A 23,360-nucleotide genomic window follows, 5' to 3' on the forward strand; every position below is an offset into this window, starting at 1 on the left:
CCGCCCTCGGACGCTCCGTTTGGAGCGCACATTCGATGGATCAGTAGTGGAAGCGCATGTCCAAGCCGATGCGACGCGGGGTCAGGACGCTGCGGCCATAGTATCGTTCGACGACATCGGTACGGACCTGGTTGAACGAACTGATATCGTTGTTGATACCGGTGATCGCATACTTGTCGAAGATGTTGTCGACATAGGCACCGATGTCGAAATGCTCACCATGATAGGTAACGGAGGCACGGTGGGTAAGGTAATCGGGGATGACCTCGCCATTACCGCGCAGTCCGATGCGCGAGTAGATGTTACCCGTGTAGGTCGCAGCCCAGGTTGCTTCGATATCGCCCCCATTTTCCAGCGGGTAGGTGTAGGTCAACTGCGCCGAGCCGGAGTGCTTGGTCGAACCGGGCAAACGATCGCCATCGAACGTATCGAACTGCTCACCCTGGCTGACGATGACTCCGGGTGCATCGGCGGTAAGCTTCGCGTCGGTGTACGAGTAGGTACCCTGGAGCGAGAGTTCCGGGGTGATCTTGAATTGGCCGGAGAATTCGACGCCCTTCGACACCGCCTTGCTTGCGTTCACCGTAATGCCAACCGCGCCGTTGACCGTTTGGCTAGGCACCTGGATGCCGTCCCACTTCACATGGAACACGTCGGCGGTGAACTGCAGTCGCTTGTCCAGCAGCGAGGCGCGTACGCCGATCTCGGCGTTCTTCGTTTTGTCCGGATCGAATGACAGTTCGCTCGGCAGCGCGCAGACGTTCTGTCCCGGCGGTAGCGGCTGGATGCACGGCGCCACGCGGTTGACGTTGCCGGTGCGATAGCCCGTGCTGTAAGTACCGTAAACCAGCAGGTCGTCGCTGAACTTGTACGAGGTGTTCGCCTTGTAAACGAAGCCGTCGTTCTTCGTATTACCCGAACGGATACGGCTCGGATCGAATACCACCAGTGGGAAAGGCGTGCGCCGGATGCCCCCCGAGGTCAGCGGCGTATCGGTGCCACCGCTGGCGAAGGCATCGTACTTGTAATATCGCAGGCCGCCGGTGACTTGCCACGCCTCGGTTATGTGGAACGTACCTTCACCGTAAACGGCCTTCTCGCGAATGCGCGTGTCGACGAATGACATGTACTCAAGGTTGTCCGGGCGGAAGACACCGAAGAAGCCTGGTAGGCCCGGTGTGTACTCACGATACTGATTGTCGCGACGCAGGTTGTTATAGAAACCACCCAGGACCCAGCTGAAGGGACCGCCGTGCGTGGAAACAAGTCGAACTTCCTGGTTGAACTGCTTGTACTTCTCGGTCGATTGATTGAACGACGAGAACTGCGGAAACGCCTCGTACCCGTAATCCAGATCAAGCAGCAAATCGGTATTATCGTTTTGCTGGACGTTCTTCGACACTGTCCAAGCGGTGGTCGATACCAACTGCGCGATTTCACCAAGGCCTATATTGAATTCGGCTGCGTACAAATCGGTGTTACGTGCGCCTGGTTCAAGATAGCGGGTCGGGTTTTCATACCTGCCGGTGTTGAGTACGCCGGCGCCATTGGTCTGACTTCCGTTCGACTTGGTTTCCTGGTGCGCGTACGTCAGGTAAGCCTTGATGTCGGGATTGACCTCAAGCAGCAGTTGGTTGCGAGTGGTGAAGGTGCGCTCATCGTTCACATCCCTCTTGGAGTAGAAGTTTGCTGCACGCTGGTCGGGCGTACCCAGCGAAAAGTCAGCGCCGGTCGGGCTGCGGCCGGGCTGCGGATCAGAAACGCCGGGCTCGATCAGCAAGGCGTTATTGTCGATAAAGCCGGGGACATCATAGTATCCCACCGTCGTGCGGAAGGCGACGTGGTCGGCGATGATCGGGATGTTGACGGCGCCATCCATGATGAAGCCAGGGTTCTTGGCATGAGCCATGTCGAACACGCGCGAGTGCGCATCGACGGTGAACTTGCTCGAGTCGGGACGATTGGGAATGTAACGTACCGTACCCGATAGCGTACCCAGCCCGTACAGCGTGCCCTGCGGTCCCTGCAGAACTTCGACGCGGCTGATATCGATCAATTTGAAATCGAGATATAGCGGAACTTCTCCTAGATAAACGCCCACCGCGCTGTTCTGGTTACTGATGCCACTGGCGTCTGCGGAAGAAATACCACGCAGCACGATGTTGCCTGTCGAGCGCGGGCCCGTGTCCGTGACCGTCATGCCGGGCGTGAAAGCCGCGAGATCCTGCACGTCATCGATGCGATTACGCGAAAGCTGTTCCTGCCCGACGGCGCTGATGTTGATCGGTACGTCCTGCAGCGAGATCGAGCGGCGAGTTGCCGTGACCACGATCTCGTTGGCATTGCCGTTGCCGGCGGCTGCGCCGTCGGCCGCCTGCGCGAATGCGGGCGCCTGGGAAAATCCTGTAAGTACCGTCGCACAAATCAGGCTTGTGCGGAAAGATTGCTTGGTCACGTCGGCCCCCTTTATTATTGATAAAGCCTGTAGGTGACATCTCTCCCCAAGAACGCGGCCCGCCAATTACATGGCTATCGACGCGTCCGGTTAACAATTATCGTATCGTCATCATGCTCAACTGTGCCAAGCGGGTGAGACATGCGATGCTGAAAAAACAGCAAGTCACTTCGCGTAAACGGTAGTAATGTAGATCGCTTGCGGCGATGACCAGACTGTCATCATTGCGTGCCAATGACTTGCAGATGTTGCGCCCCGACAGGAAACGGCATTGCAGGCCTGTGCATCAACCAAACGACAATCCTCGAACCATGGCCGAATCGACGACCCTGTGATGACGGAAAGCTTTGTTCGGGACCGCTCTGTGTGGTCCGATGCACCATACGGTATTGATATTACGGAACTGGTCAAGCGTAATAACCAGGCAATGTAATGGTTATGTCATTGCGTATGTTGCACTGCGCAAAAGTGTGGTTTTGATGCAACTTTTAGCGATCGGGCACGCACCTGTCATATGCTGGCGTCCAGGGCACTCGGGAACGATCGCAAGATAACGGCGAATTCAAGCGCTGAACGCGCAGTGATTGACGCGATCGATTTTGGCGCAGCGTTTCCGCCAGAACGACGAAGCATAGCCTCACGCCGCCAGCGAACCCACGCCAGCAAGGAACAACGTACCGATCACGACGAGTATTACAAAATGCGCTGCTAGTAATATCAATGCTGGACAAGGCGCCCTTGTGGACCGATGCTGCATTGCGAAAGGGGACGAATCATGGTCACGTCGATACGCAAAGCAGCCACAGTCGCGTTGCTGGCCGGAGGGCTCCTTCTCACTGCATGTTCCTCGCAACCCAGCGGACCACCCGCAGCAAAGACCGAGTTCAACATTGGCTGGTCGATCTACGCCGGCTGGATGCCATGGCCCTATGCCCAGCAGTCCGGCATCGTCAAGAAGTGGGCAGACAAGTACGGCATCAAGATCAACCTCGTGCAGGTCAACGATTATGTTGAGTCGGTTAATCAGTACACCGCCGGCAAGTTCGATGGCGTGACCATAACCAACATGGACGCGCTGACGATCCCCGCCGCTGGCGGCAAGGATACCAGCGCGATCATTGTCGGCGATTATTCCAATGGCAACGACGGTATCGTCTTGAAGAACGCCAGCCAGCTTGCCGCGATAAAGGGCAAGTCGGTCAATCTGGTCGAGCTATCGGTCTCTCATTACTTGCTCGCCCGCGCCCTCTCGACCGTTGGCCTGTCGATGACCGATGTGAAGACCGTCAATACTGCGGATGCGGATGTCGTCGGCGCCTTTTCCAGCCCCGATACCAACGCGGTCGTTGCCTGGAACCCGCAGCTTTCCGTGATCAAGGGGCTGCCGGGTGCGAAGGAAGTATTCAGCTCTGCCCAAATCCCGGGTGAGATCCTCGATCTGATGGTCGTCGACACCGCCACGCTCAAGGCCAATCCGAACCTCGGCAAGGCCCTGGCGGGCATCTGGTACGATACGGTGACGCTGATGCAGCGCCAGGATGCAGAAGGACAAAAGGCCCGCGCGGCCATGGCCAAACTGGCGGGAGCCTCGCCGGAGGCTTTCGACAGCCAGCTCAAGACCACCTACCTGTATGCCAATCCCAAAGCAGCAGTCGCTGCGACCACCTCGCCAACGCTGATGACCAACATGCAGCGCGTGCGCGACTTCAGCTTCAGCAAGGGACTGTTCAAGGGCGCCAGTTCAGCCGATGCCGTGGGCATGGCTTTCCCGGGCAACAAGACCATGGGGGATGCACAGCACGTGACATTCCGGTTCGACTCCAGCTTCATGCAGATGGCGGCGGACGGCAAGCTGTAAGCCGGCCGCCAATCCTTGCCATCCACTTCCGCCAATCCGCTCCATCGAGGTGAACTGACGTCATGCGCTGGGTGAACCGTCAGCCAAAGCGAGGCGATCGTCTGTTACTAGGCGCGCTGCCGATCCTGCTGCTGGTGCTGCTGTATCTTTTCCTGGCGGCGCAGCGGCACGCCGCCAATCCAATGGACAAGATCCTGCCGCTGCCCAGCGCGATGGCCAGTGCGATGTCGGCACTGATGTTCGTGCCCGACCAGCTCTCTGGTCAGCTGGTGTTCTGGGCCGACACGCTTGCCAGCCTGCAGCGCCTCGCACTCGGCCTCGGAATTTCGACGCTGACCGCATTGGTCGTCGGATTGGTATTGGGTGTGCTGCCACCGATCCGTGCAACGTTCGGTCCACTCGTCACCGGCATCGCCGTGATCCCCCCGATCGCGCTGCTGCCAATCCTGTTCATTGCCTTGGGTCTGGGCGAGACGGCGAAGGTGGCGCTGATCGTCATCGGCATTTCGCCAGTCATGGTACGCGACATCGCCGCGCATGTTGGCGCCTTGCCCCGCGAGCAGATCGTGAAGGCGCAGACGCTGGGGGCCAGCAGTTGGCAGATTATGATCCGCGTGGCCCTGCCCCAAGCCATGCCGCGCCTGCTGCAAGCGGTGCGACTGTCACTTGGCCCGGCGTGGGTGTTCCTGATCTCGGCCGAGGCGATCGCGTCGGATGTCGGGCTGGGCTACCGTATCTTCCTGGTCCGTCGCTACCTGTCGATGGATGTCATCATTCCGTACGTCGCGTGGATCGCGCTGCTCGCCATTCTCATGGACACCACGCTGACATTCCTAAGCCGCCGCTTCTTTCCCTGGGCACACGGAGCAAACCATTGACCGCCCTGCTCAGTTTGCGCGACCTCTGGGTCGAATACGGGGACAAGGTCGTGCTCGAGCGCGTCAGCCTCGATGTCGAGGAAGGCTCGTTCGTCTCGATCATCGGTCCTTCGGGTGCAGGCAAGAGCAGTTTCCTGCGCGTGGTACTGGGCCAGGAGCGCCCCACTCGCGGCGCGATCCTGCTCGACGGTATGCCTCTGGCACCGGAATGCGGCCCCGACCGTGGCGTGGTGTTCCAACGCTATTCGGTGTTCCCGCACCTCTCGGCGCTGCGCAACACGGTGCTGGGTCTGGAGTGCGCCCAGGCGCCCTTCTCGGCCCGCCTGTTCGGCGCTGCCCGCCGTGCCGCCAACGACGAAGCGACCGAAATGCTTCGTGCTGTCGGTCTGGGTGACAGCCTGCACCTGTATCCTGCGCAGCTCTCGGGAGGCATGCAGCAGCGCCTCGCCATCGCCCAGGCCCTGCTGAAACGACCGCGGATCCTGCTGCTCGACGAACCGTTCGGTGCGCTCGATCCCGGTATCCGCGTCGACATGCACAAGCTGATCACCCGGTTATGGCGGGACTACAAGCTGACGATCATCATGGTCACGCATGACATCAAGGAAGCGTTTTCGTTGGGTACGCGTGTACTGGCGCTCGACAAGCGTCGGCATGACCCTCACGCCCCGCACCGCTTCGGCGCGACCGCCGTGTACGACCTGGCGTTGCGCAAGCGTGACGACGATGACGATATCCCCACCGCCGACGAGCCGGAAGGTACCACAACAAGCACAGCGGGTATTACGCTTGACACCTTTAGTAATAACAATGAGGATGCGGCATGAGTTCCGAACCTGCCACCCTCGCCAGGCTCAGCATGAGCCTTCCCGCCGACTTGTTCAGACAGCTCGACTTGATGGTGGAAGAACGTGGACTGCCTTCACGCTCGCAATTGATTGCAGAATTGATCCGGCACGCGCTTGCCGAGCACGAAGCCTTCATTCGTCCTGACGAGATGCTCGCCGGTACTGTCACCATCGTCTATCGGGCCGATCGCGGTCGCGTGCGCCACCAACTGGCCGAGACTCAGGCCGATTATCTCAAGGAAGTGATCTCGGCCCAGCACGTTTTCCTGGAGGAAGACCAGTCGCTCGAAGTGCTGCTGGTGCAGGGCCCCGCCGTGCGGTTGCAGGATCTGTGCGATGCGCTGCGCCGCGTGCGCGGGGTGCAGCAGCTGCAACTCGTAACCACTACCGCGCTGCTGCCGCCGCTGCACGAGCAGGGCGAGTCCAGCCGCAAGCCCGAGGGCGCTTCCGCATGACGATCGAAACCCTCGCAAATCCGCTCGCCGCTCGCGACCACGCCCGCTCGATGGCAGGCACCAGGGTCGAAGCGATGCCGATCCTGCCACCAACCGCCGACGATCTGCCTGCCGGTGTCTTCACCGAGAACCTGTTGTGGGAAGAGACCATTGCGCCTGGAGGCTATGCCACGCGCCGCCTGACGCGCGGATCGCGGCTGCGGATGATCGATCTCAAGGGCGATGCCTGCGCCTCGCTGCTGGTCTTCAATGCCGAGCTCCCGAGTGAACGGCTCAACGTCGCTGACACGGTAAAGGTGCAGTGGAACGCCTATCTCGGCGCCGGCAAGCTGCTGCTGTCCGACATGGGCCGCGTCATGATGACGCTGCTGGAGGACGGCGCCGGCACCCACGATGCTTTCGCCGGCACGTCGAATGCTGCAACCAATGCTGCGCGGTATGGCGAAGGCCGCAACAGCAGCCCCTATCCCAACGGTCGCGACCGGTTCCTGCTCGGCGCCGCCAAGCACGGTCTGCAGCGCCGCGACGTTCACCCCTGCATCAACTTGTTCAAGGGCACGCGGATCGAAGCGGATGGCGCGATCACCCCGGTGATCGGCCCGTTCGGGCCCGGTCGCGAGCTTGTATTGCGCGCCGAGATGGACGTGATCGTTGTCATCGCGAACTGCCCGCACGTGCTCGACCCACGCCCCGACTACACTGTCACGCCGCTTCGGCTCACCGCCTGGCGCGGTCCCGTGACGCCCGCCAACGATGCGGCCCGCAATGCGACGCCCGAAGGCCTGCGCGCCTTCGAGAACGTCGAAGATTACTTCCGCCGCTGAGGGACATCCGATGAGCGATCCACACCTCGCCGGTCTTTCCGGCACCGTTCGGCACGATGAGATCGTGCCCGCCCTTGCCCCCTGGCTGTACCACATCAACAAGGGCGAGACGCTGCGCATCGTCGACCTGGAGGGCAACCAGGCAGTCGACTTCCTGCTCTACAGCGCCGCCGACGATGCCGAGCGTTACTCGATGCAGGACACCGTCTCGGCGCAGGGCAACCTGTTTCTGCGCACCGGCACCGTGCTGCGCAGCAATGAAGGCCGACCGATGATGACGATCGCCGCCAGCGCGGTCGAGTATCACGATACCATCGGCGGCGCCTGCTCGTGCGAGAGCAATACGCTGCGTTATGGCCATCACACCAAGTCGCAGCACGCCTGCGTCGAGAACTTCCTCGAAGCCAACCTGCTGGAAGGCCGGGGCAAGCGCGACATCGTCGCCAACATCAATTTCTTCATGAATGTTCCTGTCGAACCCGACGGGTCGCTGGGCATCGTCGACGGAATATCCGCGCCGGGCCTCAATGTGGATCTGCGGGCGGAAATGGACGTCGTCGTCGTCGTCTCCAACTGTCCGCAGATCAACAATCCGTGCAACGGGTTCAATCCCACGCCAGTACGGATGATCGTGGCAGCATGAGTTTCGACACCGTCCTCATCGCCAATCGTGGCGCGATCGCCTGCCGGATCATCCGCACGCTACGCCGGATGGGCCTGCGCTCGATCGCGGTCTATTCCGAGGCGGACGCAGGGTCGCTGCATGTCACGCAAGCGGACGAGGCGGTGTGCATCGGCGCAGCGCCCGCTACCGAAAGCTACCTGAACGTCGAAGCTATCCTCGCAGCCGCCAGGGCGACCGGGGCAGGCGCGATCCATCCGGGCTATGGCTTCCTTGCCGAGAACGCCGATTTCGCCGAAGCCTGCGCGGCCAGCGGCATCGTTTTCGTCGGCCCGACGCCCGAGAACATGCGCACTTTCGGCCTCAAGCACAGCGCCCGCGCGCTGGCGGCGAGCCACGATGTGCCGCTGGCGCCAGGCACCGACCTGCTCACCGACGAGGAGGAGGCGGTCACCGCCGCCGCGAAGATCGGTTACCCGATCATCCTCAAGGCAACAGCCGGCGGCGGCGGCATCGGTATGCGCGTCTGCGAGAACGAGGCCGAGACGCGCGAGAGCTTCGCCACCGTCAAGCGGCAGGGAGCCAGCAGCTTCGGCGATGCGGGCGTCTTCCTCGAACGCTACATCCGCCGCGCCCGCCACGTAGAAGTGCAGATCTTCGGGAACGGCCAGGGCCGCGTGATAGCATTGGGCGAGCGCGACTGCTCGCTCCAGCGCCGCAACCAGAAGGTGGTCGAGGAAGCGCCCGCGCCCAACCTCCCCGCCAAAGTACGCCGCGAACTGATCGCTTCGGCAGTGCGTCTGGGAGAAGCCGCGCGCTACCGGTCCGCCGGCACCGTCGAATATCTCTATGACGCCGAGCGGCACGAGTTCTTCTTTCTTGAGATGAACACCCGCCTGCAGGTCGAGCATGGCGTCACCGAGGAAGTCACCGGCATCGACCTCGTCGAATGGATGGTGCGCGGCGGCGCAGGCGATTTCACCTTCCTCGCCGCCGAGCCGCCCAAGCTAAAGGGCCACTCGGTACAAGTGCGCCTCTATGCCGAGGACCCCGCGCTCGACTATCGCCCCACCTCGGGCAAGCTCACCGCCGTAGAATTCCCTGCGAACATCCGTGCCGAGACCTGGGTCATGGCCGGCAGCACCGTCAGCGCCTGGTACGACCCGATGCTGGCCAAGCTGATCGTCCATGCGCCCACCCGCGAGGAAGCGGTGGCTGCTATGCAGGCCGCGCTCGACGAAGCCCGCGTCGACGGCATCGAGACCAACTTGCGCTGGCTGCGCGACGTTGTGCGCTGCGACGCCTTCGTCACCGGCGAAGTTTCGACCCGCGTGCTCGACACCATCGGCTATCACCCGCGCAGCGTGCGCGTGATCAGCGGCGGCACGTCGACGACGGTTCAGGACTGGCCGGGCCGTCAAGGCCTCTGGGCGATCGGTGTGCCCCCCTCGGGTCCGATGGATGACCAGTCGTTCCGCCTCGGCAACCGCCTGCTCGGCAACGCCGAGGGCACCACTGGCCTTGAGATCACCGCCGCTGGTCCCACGCTGCTGTTCAACGCATCGGCCCGCATCTGCCTGACCGGCGCGGACTTCGGCGCGACGCTTGACGGCGCGCCCGTAATGCGCGGCGCGGCGCTCGACGTTACGGCAGGCCAGACGCTGGCGATGGGCCGCGCCTCGGGCGGCGGCATGCGCGGCTACCTGCTTTTCGCCGGCGGCCTCGACATCGCGCCCTATCTCGACAGCCGGGCGACGTTCGAACTCGGCCAGTTCGGTGGCCACGCCGCGCGGCCGCTGCTGGCAGGCGACACGCTGCACCTCGGAACCGATCCGGTTGGCGAACCCCTGCCCGCCGCGACCCTGCCCGACCTGACCGAGCCCTGGGCGATACGCGTCCTCTACGGCCCGCATGGCGCGCCCGACTTCTTCACCGGCGAGGACATCGACACCATCGTCACCGCCGAGTGGCAGGTGCACTACAACTCCAACCGCACCGGCGTGCGCCTGATCGGCCCCAAGCCGCACTGGGCGCGCACGGACGGCGGCGAGGCGGGGCTCCACCCCTCCAACATCCACGACAACCCCTACGCCATCGGCGCAGTCGACTTCACCGGCGACATGCCGATCATCCTGGGGCCCGACGGCCCCTCGCTCGGCGGCTTCGTATGCCCCTTCGTGGTGATCGCCGCCGATCGATGGATGATCGGGCAACTCACAGCCGGTGACCGCATCCGCTTCGTGCCCGTAACTATCGAGGATGCCGCCGCTGCCGACATCGCGCAGCAGGCTTTGCTCGCGGGTGAGATCCCGGTTCCAGTGGACGCAGCGCGTGATGTCGCGACGCTCTCGCCCATCCTCGCGGACTTGCCCGCTCAGGACGGCCTGCGTCCGCGGACCGTCTACCGGCAGCAGGGCGACCGCAACATCCTGGTAGAATATGGCGAGATCGTCCTCGACATCGAGCTGCGCATTCGCGTCCAGGCGTTGTTGCAGGAATTGGAGCGCGCAGCACTGCCCGGCGTGATCGACGTGACTCCCGGCATCCGCTCGCTGCAGTTCCACTTCGACGGGGAGGCGATGGACCAAGCCGCTGCGCTCGCCGCGCTGATCGCCGCCGAGGAGCGGCTGGGCGATCTCGAGGATTTCACGATCCCTTCGCGCGTGGTCCACCTGCCGCTTAGCTGGCGCGACCCGGCCATTCTCGAGACGATTGAGAAGTACATGAGCGGCGTGCGCGATGACGCGCCATGGTGCCCGGACAACATCGAATTCATCCGCCGCGTCAACGGTTTGCCCGACGCCGACGCCGTGGAAAGCGTGGTGTTCGACGCCAGCTACCTCGTACTGGGTCTGGGCGACGTGTACCTCGGCGCGCCGGTCGCAACCCCGGTCGATCCGCGTCACCGCTTGGTCACCACGAAGTACAACCCGGCTCGCACCTGGACTCCGCCCAACGTGGTCGGCATCGGCGGTGCCTACATGTGCATCTACGGCATGGAAGGCCCAGGCGGTTATCAGCTGTTCGGCCGAACCATCCAGGTGTGGAACACGCACAACCAGACCGACGCCTTCGTCGACGGCAAGCCCTGGCTGCTGCGCTTCTTCGACCAGATCCGCTTCTATCCGGTCAGCGCCGACGAACTGACCGAATGGCGCCGCGACTTCCCCGCAGGCCGCCGCTCGATCAAGGTTGAGGAATCCGAGTTCCGCCTCGCCGACTATCGCGCCTTCCTGCGCGACAATGCGGACTCGATCGGTGCTTTCCAGTCTCAGCGCGAAGCCGCCTTCGATGCCGAACGCGCCGCCTGGCAGGAAAGCGGCGAGTTCGACCGCGTGTCGGGCGACGAAGCCGATGCCGCCCCGCCCGCCGCGATCGAAGTGCCCGAGGGCGCGGACCTCATCGAAGTGCCGTTCGGCGGCAGCGTCTGGAAACTGCTCGTCGCCGTGGGGGACGAGGTAAAAGCAGGAGACACGATCGCCGTCATGGAAGCGATGAAAATGGAATTTCCGGTCGAAAGCCCCGGCACGGGCACGGTCGCTGCGCTCTACATGCAGGAGAAGCAGTCGCTGCAACCCGGCGCCGCCATGCTCGCGCTGAGGCGCCACTCATGAGCGCGCACGACCGCCGCAGCGCGTCCGCGATCGCCGCCGCCGTCAACGCCGGCACCACCAGCGCCGTAGCGGTGGCGGAGGAGACGCTGGCTCGCATCGACGCCTATAACGCGCTTCAGCCACAGGTCTGGATCAGCCGCACCGAGCCCGAAGCCCTGCTCGCCGCCGCCCGCGTGGTGGATGCAAGAGTCGCGGCTGGCGAAGTGCTACCGCTGGCCGGCGTGCCCTTTGCGGCGAAGGACAACATCGATGTCGCCGGACTGGAAACCACCGCCGCTTGCCCCGCCTTCGCGTTCGAACCCGAAACGTCGGCAACCGTGATCGAACAGTTGCTGGCCGCCGGCGCGCTGTGCGTGGGCAAGACCAACCTTGACCAGTTTGCCACCGGCCTCAACGGCTCGCGCAGCCCTTACGGCGTGCCGCGCAACCCTTATAACCTTGCTTACGTCAGTGGCGGGTCGAGTTCCGGATCGTCGGTGGCGGTCTCGACCGGACAAGTCGCTTTCGCGCTCGGCACCGACACGGCAGGGTCGGGTCGCGTGCCTGCCGCCTTCCAGCACCTGATCGGCTTCAAGCCGACCAAGGGCCGCTGGAGTACGCAGGGGCTGTTGCCGGCGTGCCGCTCGATCGATTGCATCACCGTGTTCACCGACGACACCGCCGACGCGCGGCTGGTCGATCAGGTGCTTGCCGGGTTCGACGCCGGCGATCCGTTCTCCAAGCCGCTCGCGGACGCGCCGATCGCCCGCAAGACCATCGGCGTACCGCGCCGCAACCAGCGCGTGTTCTTCGGCGATAGCGAGGCCGAGTACCTTTACGATCGCGCGCTGGAGACACTCGCAGCCTCTGCCGAGATCGTCGAGATCGACCTCGCCCCCCTGCTGGAGGCGGCGCAGTTGCTTTACGGCGGTCCTTGGGTGGCCGAACGTACTGCCGCGATGGCGCAGATCCTGGCTGACAATCCCGGCGCGATCGACCCGACCGTGCGCGAGGTGGTGGAACAAGGCCTGAACTACAGCGCGGTCGACGTGTTCAACGGCATCTACCGCATGGCGGAGATCAAGCGCCACGCCGACACGCTGTGGCAGAGCGTCGACCTGTTCGCCTTCCCCACCACCGGCACCACGTATCGCGTGTCAGAGATGCTGGCGGCGCCAGTCGCGCTCAATAGCAACCTGGGGCTCTACACGAACTTCGTGAACCTGCTCGACATGGCCGCGCTGGCGGTGCCGGCGGGCGTCCGCGCCAGCGGCACTGGCTTTGGCATCACCCTGATCGGCCCGGCCGACACCGACCGCGCGTTGCTCGATGCGGCAGACGCATACCTCGCAGCGGCGGCACTTCCGCCACCGCCGCCACTCGACCTGGAGGGCAAGATGCAGACCGTGAAATTGGCCGTCGTCGGCGCGCACTTGAAGGACATGCCGCTGCACTGGCAGCTGACGTCGCGCGAGGCGCAGTTCGTCGGCGCGTTCGAGACCGCGCCCAATTATCGCCTCTATGCCATCGCCGACAGCGTTCCGCCCAAGCCGGCTCTGGTGCACAGCGACGAGGGCGCGGCGATCAAGGTCGAGGTCTACGAACTGGACGTCGCCGAGTTCGGCAGCTTCGTGGTCGAAGTACCCGCGCCGCTTGCCATCGGCAACGTCACGCTGGCGGATGGCACCACCGTCAAGGGTTTCGTCTCCGAACCACGCGCGCTGACGGGAGCCGAGGACATCACGCACCTGGGCGGCTGGCGCGCCTACATCGCAACCAAGGCGTAAGGAGTCGCATATGCGGGGCTTGTGGATTGGGATCATGGCCGTCTTAGCGGTCGGTACGGCAATGCCGGGACAAGCGGCGGAACCTGAGGAGCAAATCATCCAGGTGCCCGGGTTCGCAGATTTCCTTGCGGTCGATGGCAAGAGCGTCTGGACAACCAACCGCAACAAGGTCGAGCAATGGTCCTTGAAGGGTAAGCTCGCCGAAGCGCCGATGTCCCGCGCCTGCGGAGCGATGGTGGTGGCGTTCAAGTCGCTTTGGGTGGCGGATTGCAAGGAGAAGACGCTAAACCGCGTCGACGTGAAGTCGGGCAAGAAGGCGGCGATCCTCGCGACAGGTCTTGCCGCTCCTGATGGCGAGATGAATGTCGTCGCAGGCGCGAGTTCGATCTGGGTGGCGACCGACGCCAAGGGCGTGATCTCGCGCATCGATCCCAAGACCAACCAGGTGATCGTCAGCGTCCCGACCAAGCCAGGTGCGGTCTATCTCGCGTTCGGCGAAGGCGCGTTGTGGGCGGTCAGCGGCAAGGAGCAGACGCTGCAACGCATCGATCCTGTGACCAACACGGTCGTCGCCACGATCGCGCTTGGCAAGCAACCCGGCTTCCTGGCGGTAGGTGAAGGCGGTGTCTGGGTACAGGAGCAAGGCGACGGCACGCTCGCGGTGATCGACCCGCGGACCAATTCGCTCCGCGGCCGGATCAAGGTGGGCGACAACTTGAAATATGGCGATATCGACACCGGCGGCGGCAAAGTATGGCTACGCACGACCGACGACCAGATGTTCGTGGTGATCGATCCCAAGACGCTGGCGATCGTATCGCGGAAGGGCAAGGCTTCGGGCAGTGGTGCGCTACGCTATACCAAGGCCGGTGTGTGGACGACCGCCCACGACCTGCATACGCTGTCCTGGTGGCGCGATCCCAAATCACTCGCGCAATGAATAATGCGGGCTGAGCCAAGGCTCGCCCGCATTATTCACGTCGGCATTGCGGGTGCCGGAAAAAGCCGGCACCCCTTGCGAGACTTAGCGCGCTGACGCGACCCGGACACGCGAGGTATCGGCCAACGCCGTGCGCGTCTCGATCTGCGAACGCACGTCGGCGAGTACCGAGGCGCGGCATTCGCGCGACTTGGCTTCGGCATCAAGGTGCACGGTCGCCAGGCGATCGCCGCAAACCGAGCGTGCGGCTTGGTCCATACGGATAGCGAGGCGCTGCTGGCCATCGGGAGTCGACAGGTCGAGACCTGCGAGGTTGAGTACCGTCTGGTTCTTCGCGAAAGGATTTTCAGCGGGGGCGGCGGACGCAGTCGTGGCGAACGCAATGGCGGCCAGAGCCGCGATACCGATCTTCATCATCATCTCCTGTAAACCAACAGGCCACTCTAAGGCGGCTCGAAAGCCTAGATAGCTTCGAGAAACGATAATGACAATGATCGAACTAAGTTCCGCCGTTAATTCATACGGTATTATTCAGCCTAGTGCAAAGTAATAACCAAGGATGCCAAGTCAGGTGCATGTCCCAGCAAGCCGATCGGCAGTACCGCCCGTTCCAGGGTCGGCTCGGGCGCAGTTGGAGCTAGGGTTGCGACTTCGATGCCCCTGTCGAACGGCATGGACCAGCCGCGCACTGTGGCGATGGGAAGAACCGCCTTCCAGCTACGTCCACCTTTGACATCAAGGGGATGACCGTTGATCGACACCTGAACGGCAACGCTCTCACGATGCCCGGTGACCAGCAGACAGCTTTGTGTTCCACACGACACCAGCCGCGTCTTGGTCGACGATGCCGCGGCCGGTGCCGTCAATCCCACCAACGACGCCGCCACGATGCCGATCGCCCAATATCGACGTTTGTTCATGAACGACACGCTCCCGATCATGGTTTCAAGGAACGCCATCATCCGTCGAGCCTGATGCCAGCGTCTTCGAGGAAGCGCCGGACCGGGGCAAGCACATCGGCATGCTGCTTCCAACGCGCGACCGAGTCCGCATAGATCGGCCGGCGTACTTGCGCGGCACTGGGAGTCGAGACGGGCGCGCTGTTGGTGTGGAACGCCAGGCAGCCGTCAGACCAATCGAGACTGCAATGATCGATCAGCCGCCGGCTCTGGCCTTCCTGGTCGGCGACCAGATCCTCGTACCGCACCTCCAGAACACGGCCCGGCAAAGCGTCTCGCCAGAAAGCCATCATCCGATCGAACCGCACGTAATAGGCGGCGATGTCGAGCAGATCGTAGCTGTAGTCGTAATAGCGCGAGGTGGTGGCGAACAGATTGCGGAAGTTGCTCAGCACCGTGTCCATGGGATTGCGACGTAGGCACACGATCTGTGCAGATGGCAGTGCGCGCGCGATGAATCCGGCGTACTGGAAATTTCCCGGAAACTTGTCGACGAAGCGACGCTTCAACTCGCGACGGTGGTGATGGGCGATGCGCAAGTAGTCGCGCCCGATCGCACCCATGTCCGCGCCGCTTGCCGCAGCAATGGTCTGGGGATCGAGGACGGTGCGAGTGCGCGTTCCCGCCGCGCGCTTGACCGCGAGCGGCATCGCCTGAAGCTCGCCCGCACTTTCGACCTCGGGGTGCGACGAGAGGATGCGGTCGACGAGCGTGGTGCCGGTGCGTGGCATGCCGATGATGAAGATCGGCGCGTCCAGCGATGGCTCGTTTGCAGGGGCATTCGCCACAGCCGGCCAACTCGCCTCGATCGCGTCGAACGTCTCTGCATCCTTGGCGAAGCTGTACGACAAGGTTCGGCGATGCTCGGCATTGACGGCGCACAAGCGCTCAAGCGCTTCCGCAGGACGGCCGACATCCTCCAACTCTTTCGCGAGAGCGTAGCCCAGCAGAAGCCGGTCGCGGTTGTCCCGCGTCTCCTCATGCGTGCGAGCGAGCCGCGCGACATGATTTTGCGCGGGGGTTTGCCGGCGCAGGCTCGCCAGCAGATGGTGCGCGCGCGCATCTGCAGGAGCGATGGCAATCAACGCTTCGAGCTCCGCCTCGGCCTCGTCAACGCGACCCAGGAAGTTGAGCGTAGTGGCCCGGTTGTAACGGAATTCTGTATTATCGGGCGCGATCCGCACAGCTTGGTCGAAATGCGGAAGTGCGGCCTCGTGATCACCAAGCCGGGCATAGACACAGCCCATCGTATCCAGCGCCAACGCATCGGTCGGGAGTGACGCCTCGGCGGCACGAAGCATGGCGGCCGCATCACCATCCCGGCGAGCCAGCGTAAACAATTTGGCGAGATGCGCGCGGTATTCGCCGCGTGGATCCAGTGCGACAGCGGTTTCGATATGCTCGATGCCGGCCGTCACCTGACCAGCGCTGGCAGCGACGATCCCGAGTAAAAAATGGCCCTCCGCGTCATGCCGATCGGCAGCGACCAACGCGGTGGCCAGCCGCAGCGTCACACCAAGGTCACCCCGGCTCAGCGCGTCGCGCGCCGCTTTCGATGACCGGATGCCCGTCATGGTCATGCTGCGGCGGTACCGCCGAGCGGTTCGTGGTGGCTGCCCTCGCCATTCCCAGGTGTCGCGCGCCTGGCATTGTAATTGGCGATCAGCGGCTGGAAGGGAAACAGCGCCTGCTCGCGGATCGACAGGCGCCGACGGTCGTCCTGACCGACGACCTCGGCTTCGCCTTCGCGATAGGTTCCAAAGATGCGGTCGAGCAGGATCAGCGAGTTGCCGTAGTTTGAGCGCGTGCTGTCGTAGTCGGTCGAGTGATGCAGACTGTGGTGGCGGATTGTCGTGAAGAAGAACGAGTACCAGATCGGCGGATTGGCCCTGACGTTGGCATGCGCGAAGGTCGAGATGACGCCCCCGACGTTGAAGGCACAGAACAGTGCGGTGGTATCGAAGTCGAACAGCGCCAGAACGCTCAGGCTGATGAGGAACAGCTCGATCGGGTTGCCCACTGCGCCCTTGGCGGCATTGAGCTGCGTGAGGTGATGATGCGGGGCGTGGGTCAGCCAGAACGGCGTCCAGTTGTGCATCAGACGATGCATCCAGTACTGACCGAACTCGATGATGAAGATCACCATCGCGACTTGCGCGAGCCACGGCATTTGCGCGGCCCACTTCGTGGTGATCCCCAGCGAAACCTTCGCCGCCGTCAACGGGTCATCGGCCAGCGTCTTCGAGACCCAGGCGATCACGGTGGAGCTAAGGACGACGTAGAACAGGTCCGTGAAGAACTCGCGCTTGTTCATGCGCCAGCCCTCGTGCCGCTCAAACGCCATTTCCAGCAGCAGGACCGCGACCACGATCAGCGGCGACATCACGACTAGCGTGTAGGGGTTCTTGAGGATATTGGTTGGCGCGTGGGCCCAGAACAGTACGACGAGCGCGAGCATCGCCGGAGGCAGGAGGTTTACCAGCGTTTGGCCCAGGCCTGAGCGCGGGGCGGCGGTTCCACCGTCGTGAGCGGCTATGTCCAGTGATGCCTTCTGCATGATCGACCTCGTTCCAGTCCGGGCAAACTGCGCCTCGGATGGGCATGCAGGCAGATGCTATTTCACGATGAAAGCCATAGCTGGAATCTATGCCTCGGGAGATCAGGATCGCTGGGCGCGGATGCGGCGGACGACTTCATCAAGGAATAGCTGAGTCGCTGTATCGCGCGCAGGCTCGGACCGAGCGAGCAGGAAGATGTCGTACGTCGGCTCGGCATCGGCATCGAGCATCGGCCACAACCGTCCTTTCGTCACTTCGTCTTGCGCCGACAGGACCGGTAGAAAGCCGATACCAACGCCCTGCACGATGAGCCGACGCGCCTCGTTGATGTCTTCCGCAAGACCGCTGATCCGGGTACCAAGGCGGTAGCGGCGCCGCACATGCGTGATCGTTTCGATCTCATCGTCGCCGGTCAGTACGAAACCTTCATCCTTGAGCTCGCCGAGACGGGCGACCCGGCGGCCGAAAAAGGGATGACTGCGCGCGCAGTACAGTTGCTGGCGTTCGCAGAATAATGGCTCGTAAACCAGGCTCCCGCGCACGGCGCTGTCGTAACCCACGCCGATCTCGACTTCGCCGCGCTCCAGCGCATCGAGCACCTGCCGCCACGGGGAAACCCGGATCTCGATATGGATTTCGGGATTGCGGCGATGGAAGCTGCCGATCGCCTCATCGAACTCCGCCGAGACCAGCGCCGAGACGATCTGGATGCGCACGATGCCTTCGACCCGCTTGGTCGCCTGCGCGATCTGGTGCGGCATCATCCGCGCGGACTCGAGCATGTCTTCGCACAAGGCCATCATCGCCTTGCCTGCGGCGGTCATCTCCACCCCGCTGGCGGTGCGACGCAGCAAGGTTGCGCCGACATGATCCTCCAACCGCTTGAGCGCGGCGCTGATGCTGGGCTGTTGCTTGTTGAGGTGACGCGCGGCGGCGCCGATGCCGCCGGCCCTGACGATATCGACGAACGTACGCATCAGGTTCCAGTCCACCCGATTGGCGAATTTGCGGTCGATCAGCGGCGGACGGTCGGGCATGCGGCACGCCTTTCTCGGCAAGTATGCCGCAAAGGATACATGGTCATAGATCAGATCGATGCGATTCATCGAACAAGCTACTCTATCGCTATGCCTCGGTCAGTACATAACCAATTTACGAAGCGTCGAGACGAGAACGGTGAGCATGAGCGAACACGCGACCATACCGCTGGTCGATATTAGTGGCCTGGCGAGCGGCCACCGCAGCGATCGCCTCGCCGTCGCCCGTGCGCTGGACGATGCCAGTGCTAGGCACGGGTTCCTCCACATCACTGGTGCCCAGTTCGATCCCGCCCTATTCCGCCGTCTCGATTGCCGCGCCCGGCGCTATTTTGCGCAAGATATGCCGGCCAAAATGGCGAGCTATATCGGCCGTTCGCATAACCACAGCGGCTATGTGCCGGTGGGCGAAGAACAGTTCGGCGGCGGCACCACGGACCTCAAGGAAGCCTACGATATCAACCACGACTACACCTCCTTGGTAGGCCGCCGGCCGCTGCTGGGACCGACCACCTGGCCAGCGATGCCCGGGTTTCGCAACGACGTTAAGGCCTACTACGATCACGCAGCAGCGATCGGTCGCCAGATTTTCGGAGCATTCGCGATGGCGCTCGGGCTGGACGAGGCGCATTTCGACGCACATTTGCGTCATCCGCCCAGCCAGTTACGGCTGATCCGATACCCGGTCGATACTACGGCAGAGGATCGGCCGGGTATCGGCGCACACACCGATTACGAATGCTTCACGCTGTTGTTCGCCACCGCACCGGGGTTGCAATTGCTGGACAAGCAGGGTTGCTGGATGGACGTGCCGGTGATCCCCAATACGATGATCATGAACATCGGCGACATGATGGAGATCCTGTCGAACGGCCGTTACGTCGCCACTCGCCATCGGGTGCGCAAGGTACCGATGGAACGCTATTCGTACCCGATGTTCTTCAGCTGCGACTACGACACCGTGATCGCGCCGGTCGTGGATAGCGAGGAACCGCGCTATCCGGCGCTGCGTTGTGGCGAACACCTCTACAACCAGACCGCGCAGACCTTCGCCTATCTCAAGCGTCGGATCGCCGCGGGCGAATTGATACTGGCGGATGCCTTGCCGCTGGACACCTTCGGGCCTTCACCGGCATGACGCTGGCCGAGCTGATCGCGGTGCTGCCACCCAAGGATGATGCGCCCCTGTCCTTGCCCCGCCATTTACTGGGCGCGTTCCGGCGCAAGAGCATCAAGTTGTGCACGGGCGTCACCGACGAGACCACGGTGGTCTACTGGTTCCAATCCCGCAGCTTCACCATCGACTTGCGACTGCCGGACGGACCTGAGACCGGTGTCGCGGATCGGCAAGGCTGGATCGGGGACACTGTATGGGATCACGGTTCACAGGAGCTGTCCTGGCGGATTGCCACCAGTTACCAACCACGCAACCAATGGCCTGAACCGGCGCGACTGGCGTTCATGGGTAACAGCGTGATCGAGTTCGCGCCTTCCGGCGCCTATGTCGAGGATTGGCGACAGCAGGCCGATCGCGGTCCGCTGCTTGGCTTGCGACTGATCGCGATGGCCCATGCGGACACCGACCACGAAGTCGCGGTGGACGGAGGCCTGGTAGTCGCCGAGAACCACATGGCGTTCGCATTGTCCCGCAGCCCCGAAGCGGTCCGGAGGCTGGGTGATGTCGAAAACCTGGCGCAAGCGCTGGATGAAGGCGGGGTCGCGGCGGTCGACGTCGAAGATTACGAGGTCTCGATCGCAATCGATGGCGCCACCGTCAGCCATAGCACGCAGCCCACGCGGTTGGGCCAAGGCATGTTTGCTGGCGACTTCTCGGTAGAGCAAGACGGGACCATCGTCATGACCGATATAGTGGATGACCACCCCCGCCGATTGCGGTTTGCCGTCGACGTGTGCTGGCCCGACTTCACGTTCGGTCAGGCGACATCGACCACCGCAGCGGCGCGCGACTGGCTGGCGCGCGAAAACGCGCATCTGACCCGCCACGCCGTTCGCATGCGATAGAGAGCGATCACCCGTGCATGCGCCGGCTCGACCACGGTTGCGGCGCATACGCGGCGGGGGCTACACGGGCGGCGATGATACGGATCTTACGCTTCCTGCTCGCCCTGCTTGTGCTTGCCCCCGTCTTATCGACGATGGTGCCCGCGGCTCGGGCGCAAACGCTGTCGCTGGCGAATGTCGCAGCGCAGATCACCCAGGCTGAAAACGACGTGCGCGGCGTCGACAGCGCGCTCGATCGTGGAATCGGGCCGGACGACAATGCCGCGCTACGGGCCAAGGCACTGGCGGCGCAACAGGCGGTGCGCGCTTCGGCAAGCAGCCTGCAAGACCAGCTCGACTTGATCGACGCCCGGATCGCCGGCCTGGGGCCCGCCACGGACGGCACTGCCGAAGCGCCTGAAATTCAGCGCGAGCGACGAAGGCTGGCGCAGAACCGCGCCGCCCTGGATGCGGCGATCAAGCGCGGAAGGCTGGTCGATGTCGAGGCACAACAGCTGATCGACGAGATGCAGCGCAGTCAGGCCGAGCAACTCAACGAAACGCTGTCTACCCGCGTCGGCTCGCCCTTGCTGCCCGAGTTCTGGAGCGAGGTACTCGCAGCGCTGCCCCGCGACATTCGCCGGGTCGATCTGTTCATTACGCAAGGCATCGGGCTGCTCGTCGATCCGTGGCGCGATGGCGTGCCGTGGCAGGCGATCCTGGGTGTCGTCGCGGCTGCGGCGCTGATCTTTCCCGCGCGGATCAGGTTGCGCGCACTGGGTCAACGCTACCTGATCGGCTCCGCGCCGGGCCACCGCGTGCGCCGATCGGGTTTCGCGCTGTGGCGACTGGTGGTGGGTACGATTACCCCGACGCTGGCGGTATGGGTTCTGGTCCAGGGCCTGCGCTGGAGCGAGGCTTTGCCCGCGCGCTGGAACCTGGTGCTCGAAGGACTCGTGGTGGCAGCCGGCTTTTCGGCCTTCGTCGTCGCAGTGTCGGGAGCGCTGCTGATGCGGCAACAGCCGACCTGGCGCGTGGCGCCGATCTCAGATGAAACCGCCCTTCGCCTGCGACCGATGGCTTGGCCGCTGGCGGCCATCGCGTTTGCGAGTATCCTTCTCGATACGGTCAACCAGGCTATCGGCGCGAGCCAGGCCGCACACAGCGCGGCCGAGGTGATCGAAGCGCTTTTGCATCTGCTGTGGATCGGCAGCTTCCTGCTCGTCCTTGGCCGCTTGCGCGCCGATCGCGCCGAGCGGCAGGAGCAGGATCAGGACGCGGCGCAGGCGGTGGTGGACGGCGCCGGTTTGGGTGCACTGGTGCTGGTGGCCTGGATCCTGCTGGCCGGGTCCTTGCTGGGCGTGGCCGCGGGCTATGTCAGCCTGGGCCTTTTCGTGGCGCGGCTGATCATCTGGATCGTCCTGCTGGGATCGGCCATCTACCTGATGATGAACGGCGCCGACGACGTCGCGGTGACGCTGTTCAATCGCGACAGCCGGCTGGGCCACTCCCTCGTGCGCAGTGTCGGTCTTCGTCCCAGCTTGATCGACCAGTTCGGAGTCCTGCTGTCGGGCACACTTCGGCTGATGCTGGTGCTACTGGGTCTGGGATCACTCATGTCGCCGCTGGGCGGTGGCGACGGTCTGGCCAGCCTGTTCGGTCGCCTGGGTTCGCTTTCGCAAGGGTTGGCGATCGGCGGTATCGAGATCTCGCCCGGCGCGATCCTGCGCTCGCTGCTCGTGCTGGTGGTCGCGCTCGGGCTGGTCCGCGCGTTCATGAGCTGGCTGGACGGCCGCTATCTGCCCGCTACCGACCTGGATGGATCGGGGCGGAACTCGGTAAGCCTCGTCACCCGTTACGTCGGCATCGCATTGGCCATCATCTGGTCGCTCGCGTCGCTGGGCATCGGTGTGGAGCGAATCGCGTTGCTGTTGTCGGCATTGTCGGTGGGCATCGGTTTCGGCCTCCAGGCGATCACCCAGAACTTCGTGTCGGGCCTGATCCTGCTGGCCGAGCGCCCCATCAAGATCGGCGACTGGATCCGCGTCGGCACCGACGAGGGTGACGTGAAGCGCATCAGCGTTCGATCGACCGAGATCACCCTGAACGATCACTCCACGCTGATCGTGCCCAACTCCGAGCTCATCACCAAGTCGGTGCTCAACAAAACTCTGGCCAGCCCTCTTGGTCGCATTCAGATCCAGTTTTCGGTGCCTCTCGAAGCCGATGCCGAGCGCGTCATAGCCATCGTGCTGCAGACGTTCGCGCAAGAGCCGCTGATCCTGGAAGATCCCCAGGCCAAGGCCTTTATCGATACGATCGCGGATGGACGCATCGCCTTCAACTGCTTCGCTCACGTCCCTTCGCCTCGCGACGGCTACGGCGCCCGGAGCAACGTCCTGCGCAAACTGCTCGCCCGGTTCAGGGCTGAAGAAATCGACATCGGCACTACGGCACAAAGGCTGGAAATCGCGCCTACGGACCATGCCCGCTTCACCTCGCCGGAAGATCGCCCGGCTGGCGATGGCGATCGTCCGTGAACTGT

Annotated in this window: 18 protein-coding genes; 12 read left to right on the forward strand and 6 right to left on the reverse strand. The window is 63.3% G+C overall.

The features are described from left to right. Positions 1-40 precede the first annotated feature (40 nt). Positions 41-2,521, reverse strand: a complete 2,481-nt coding sequence (locus tag ACXJ1Z_RS00305) for a TonB-dependent receptor (protein ID WP_463778683.1) — start codon at positions 2,519-2,521, stop codon at positions 41-43. A gap of 709 nt (positions 2,522-3,230) precedes the next feature. Here ACXJ1Z_RS00305 and ACXJ1Z_RS00310 point away from each other — a divergent pair. The 9 genes from ACXJ1Z_RS00310 to ACXJ1Z_RS00350 all read left to right on the forward strand — a co-directional run bounded on the left by ACXJ1Z_RS00310 (position 3,231) and on the right by ACXJ1Z_RS00350 (position 14,260). Continuing rightward, complete coding sequence (locus ACXJ1Z_RS00310; RefSeq protein WP_463778685.1) at positions 3,231-4,313, forward strand: putative urea ABC transporter substrate-binding protein; 1,083 nt, start codon at positions 3,231-3,233, stop codon at positions 4,311-4,313. Positions 4,314-4,375: 62 nt separating this feature from the next. Beyond that, complete coding sequence (locus ACXJ1Z_RS00315; protein WP_463778687.1) at positions 4,376-5,191, forward strand: ABC transporter permease; 816 nt, start codon at positions 4,376-4,378, stop codon at positions 5,189-5,191. Continuing rightward, entirely contained in the window at positions 5,188-6,018 is an 831-nt protein-coding gene (locus ACXJ1Z_RS00320; protein ID WP_463778688.1) for an ABC transporter ATP-binding protein, read from the forward strand. The genes ACXJ1Z_RS00315 and ACXJ1Z_RS00320 overlap by 4 nt, the downstream gene beginning before the upstream one ends. Continuing rightward, complete coding sequence (locus ACXJ1Z_RS00325; protein ID WP_463778689.1) at positions 6,015-6,494, forward strand: CopG family ribbon-helix-helix protein; 480 nt, start codon at positions 6,015-6,017, stop codon at positions 6,492-6,494. Before ACXJ1Z_RS00320 ends, ACXJ1Z_RS00325 begins: the two co-directional genes overlap by 4 nt. Beyond that, complete coding sequence (locus tag ACXJ1Z_RS00330) at positions 6,491-7,318, forward strand: urea amidolyase associated protein UAAP1 (RefSeq protein WP_463778691.1); 828 nt, start codon at positions 6,491-6,493, stop codon at positions 7,316-7,318. Before ACXJ1Z_RS00325 ends, ACXJ1Z_RS00330 begins: the two co-directional genes overlap by 4 nt. A gap of 10 nt (positions 7,319-7,328) precedes the next feature. Then, complete coding sequence (locus ACXJ1Z_RS00335) at positions 7,329-7,961, forward strand: urea amidolyase associated protein UAAP2 (RefSeq protein ID WP_463778692.1); 633 nt, start codon at positions 7,329-7,331, stop codon at positions 7,959-7,961. Beyond that, entirely contained in the window at positions 7,958-11,554 is a 3,597-nt protein-coding gene (gene uca / locus ACXJ1Z_RS00340; protein WP_463778694.1) for an urea carboxylase, read from the forward strand. The genes ACXJ1Z_RS00335 and uca overlap by 4 nt, the downstream gene beginning before the upstream one ends. Further along, positions 11,551-13,320: an allophanate hydrolase gene (atzF, locus tag ACXJ1Z_RS00345; protein WP_463778696.1), complete on the forward strand. Its 1,770-nt coding sequence runs from the start codon at positions 11,551-11,553 to the stop codon at positions 13,318-13,320. Before uca ends, atzF begins: the two co-directional genes overlap by 4 nt. A 34-nt stretch (positions 13,321-13,354) precedes the next feature. Then, positions 13,355-14,260, forward strand: a complete 906-nt coding sequence (locus ACXJ1Z_RS00350) for a Vgb family protein (RefSeq protein WP_463778698.1) — start codon at positions 13,355-13,357, stop codon at positions 14,258-14,260. A gap of 84 nt (positions 14,261-14,344) precedes the next feature. Here ACXJ1Z_RS00350 and ACXJ1Z_RS00355 read toward each other — a convergent pair whose 3' ends face one another. From ACXJ1Z_RS00355 to ACXJ1Z_RS00375, 5 genes are all read right to left on the reverse strand, one after another. Next, entirely contained in the window at positions 14,345-14,680 is a 336-nt protein-coding gene (locus tag ACXJ1Z_RS00355; protein WP_463778700.1) for a UrcA family protein, read from the reverse strand. Between the two features lie 116 nt (positions 14,681-14,796). Beyond that, positions 14,797-15,222, reverse strand: a complete 426-nt coding sequence (locus ACXJ1Z_RS00360) for a hypothetical protein (RefSeq protein ID WP_463778702.1) — start codon at positions 15,220-15,222, stop codon at positions 14,797-14,799. Further along, complete coding sequence (locus ACXJ1Z_RS00365; RefSeq protein ID WP_463778704.1) at positions 15,219-16,799, reverse strand: tetratricopeptide repeat-containing sulfotransferase family protein; 1,581 nt, start codon at positions 16,797-16,799, stop codon at positions 15,219-15,221. The genes ACXJ1Z_RS00360 and ACXJ1Z_RS00365 overlap by 4 nt, the downstream gene beginning before the upstream one ends. After that, a complete protein-coding gene (locus ACXJ1Z_RS00370) occupies positions 16,796-17,776 on the reverse strand; it encodes a sterol desaturase family protein (RefSeq protein ID WP_463778706.1) in 981 nt (326 codons plus the stop codon). Before ACXJ1Z_RS00370 ends, ACXJ1Z_RS00365 begins: the two co-directional genes overlap by 4 nt. Positions 17,777-17,878: 102 nt before the next feature. Then, positions 17,879-18,814 carry a LysR family transcriptional regulator gene (locus tag ACXJ1Z_RS00375; protein WP_463778708.1) on the reverse strand — a complete coding sequence of 312 codons (936 nt, stop codon included), beginning with the start codon at positions 18,812-18,814 and terminating at the stop codon, positions 17,879-17,881. Between the two features lie 145 nt (positions 18,815-18,959). Here ACXJ1Z_RS00375 and ACXJ1Z_RS00380 point away from each other — a divergent pair, with 145 nt between their 5' ends. The 3 genes from ACXJ1Z_RS00380 (at position 18,960) to ACXJ1Z_RS00390 (ending at position 23,355) form a co-directional block, all read left to right on the forward strand. Continuing rightward, on the forward strand, positions 18,960-19,952 hold the full coding sequence (locus tag ACXJ1Z_RS00380) for an isopenicillin N synthase family dioxygenase (RefSeq protein ID WP_463778709.1): 993 nt from the start codon (positions 18,960-18,962) through the stop codon (positions 19,950-19,952). Continuing rightward, a complete protein-coding gene (locus tag ACXJ1Z_RS00385; protein WP_463778711.1) occupies positions 19,949-20,836 on the forward strand; it encodes a hypothetical protein in 888 nt (295 codons plus the stop codon). Before ACXJ1Z_RS00380 ends, ACXJ1Z_RS00385 begins: the two co-directional genes overlap by 4 nt. A gap of 134 nt (positions 20,837-20,970) precedes the next feature. After that, positions 20,971-23,355: a DUF3772 domain-containing protein gene (locus tag ACXJ1Z_RS00390; RefSeq protein ID WP_463778713.1), complete on the forward strand. Its 2,385-nt coding sequence runs from the start codon at positions 20,971-20,973 to the stop codon at positions 23,353-23,355. Positions 23,356-23,360 lie beyond the last annotated feature (5 nt).

The sequence above is a fragment of the Novosphingobium sp. TK46 genome, from assembly GCF_055361525.1.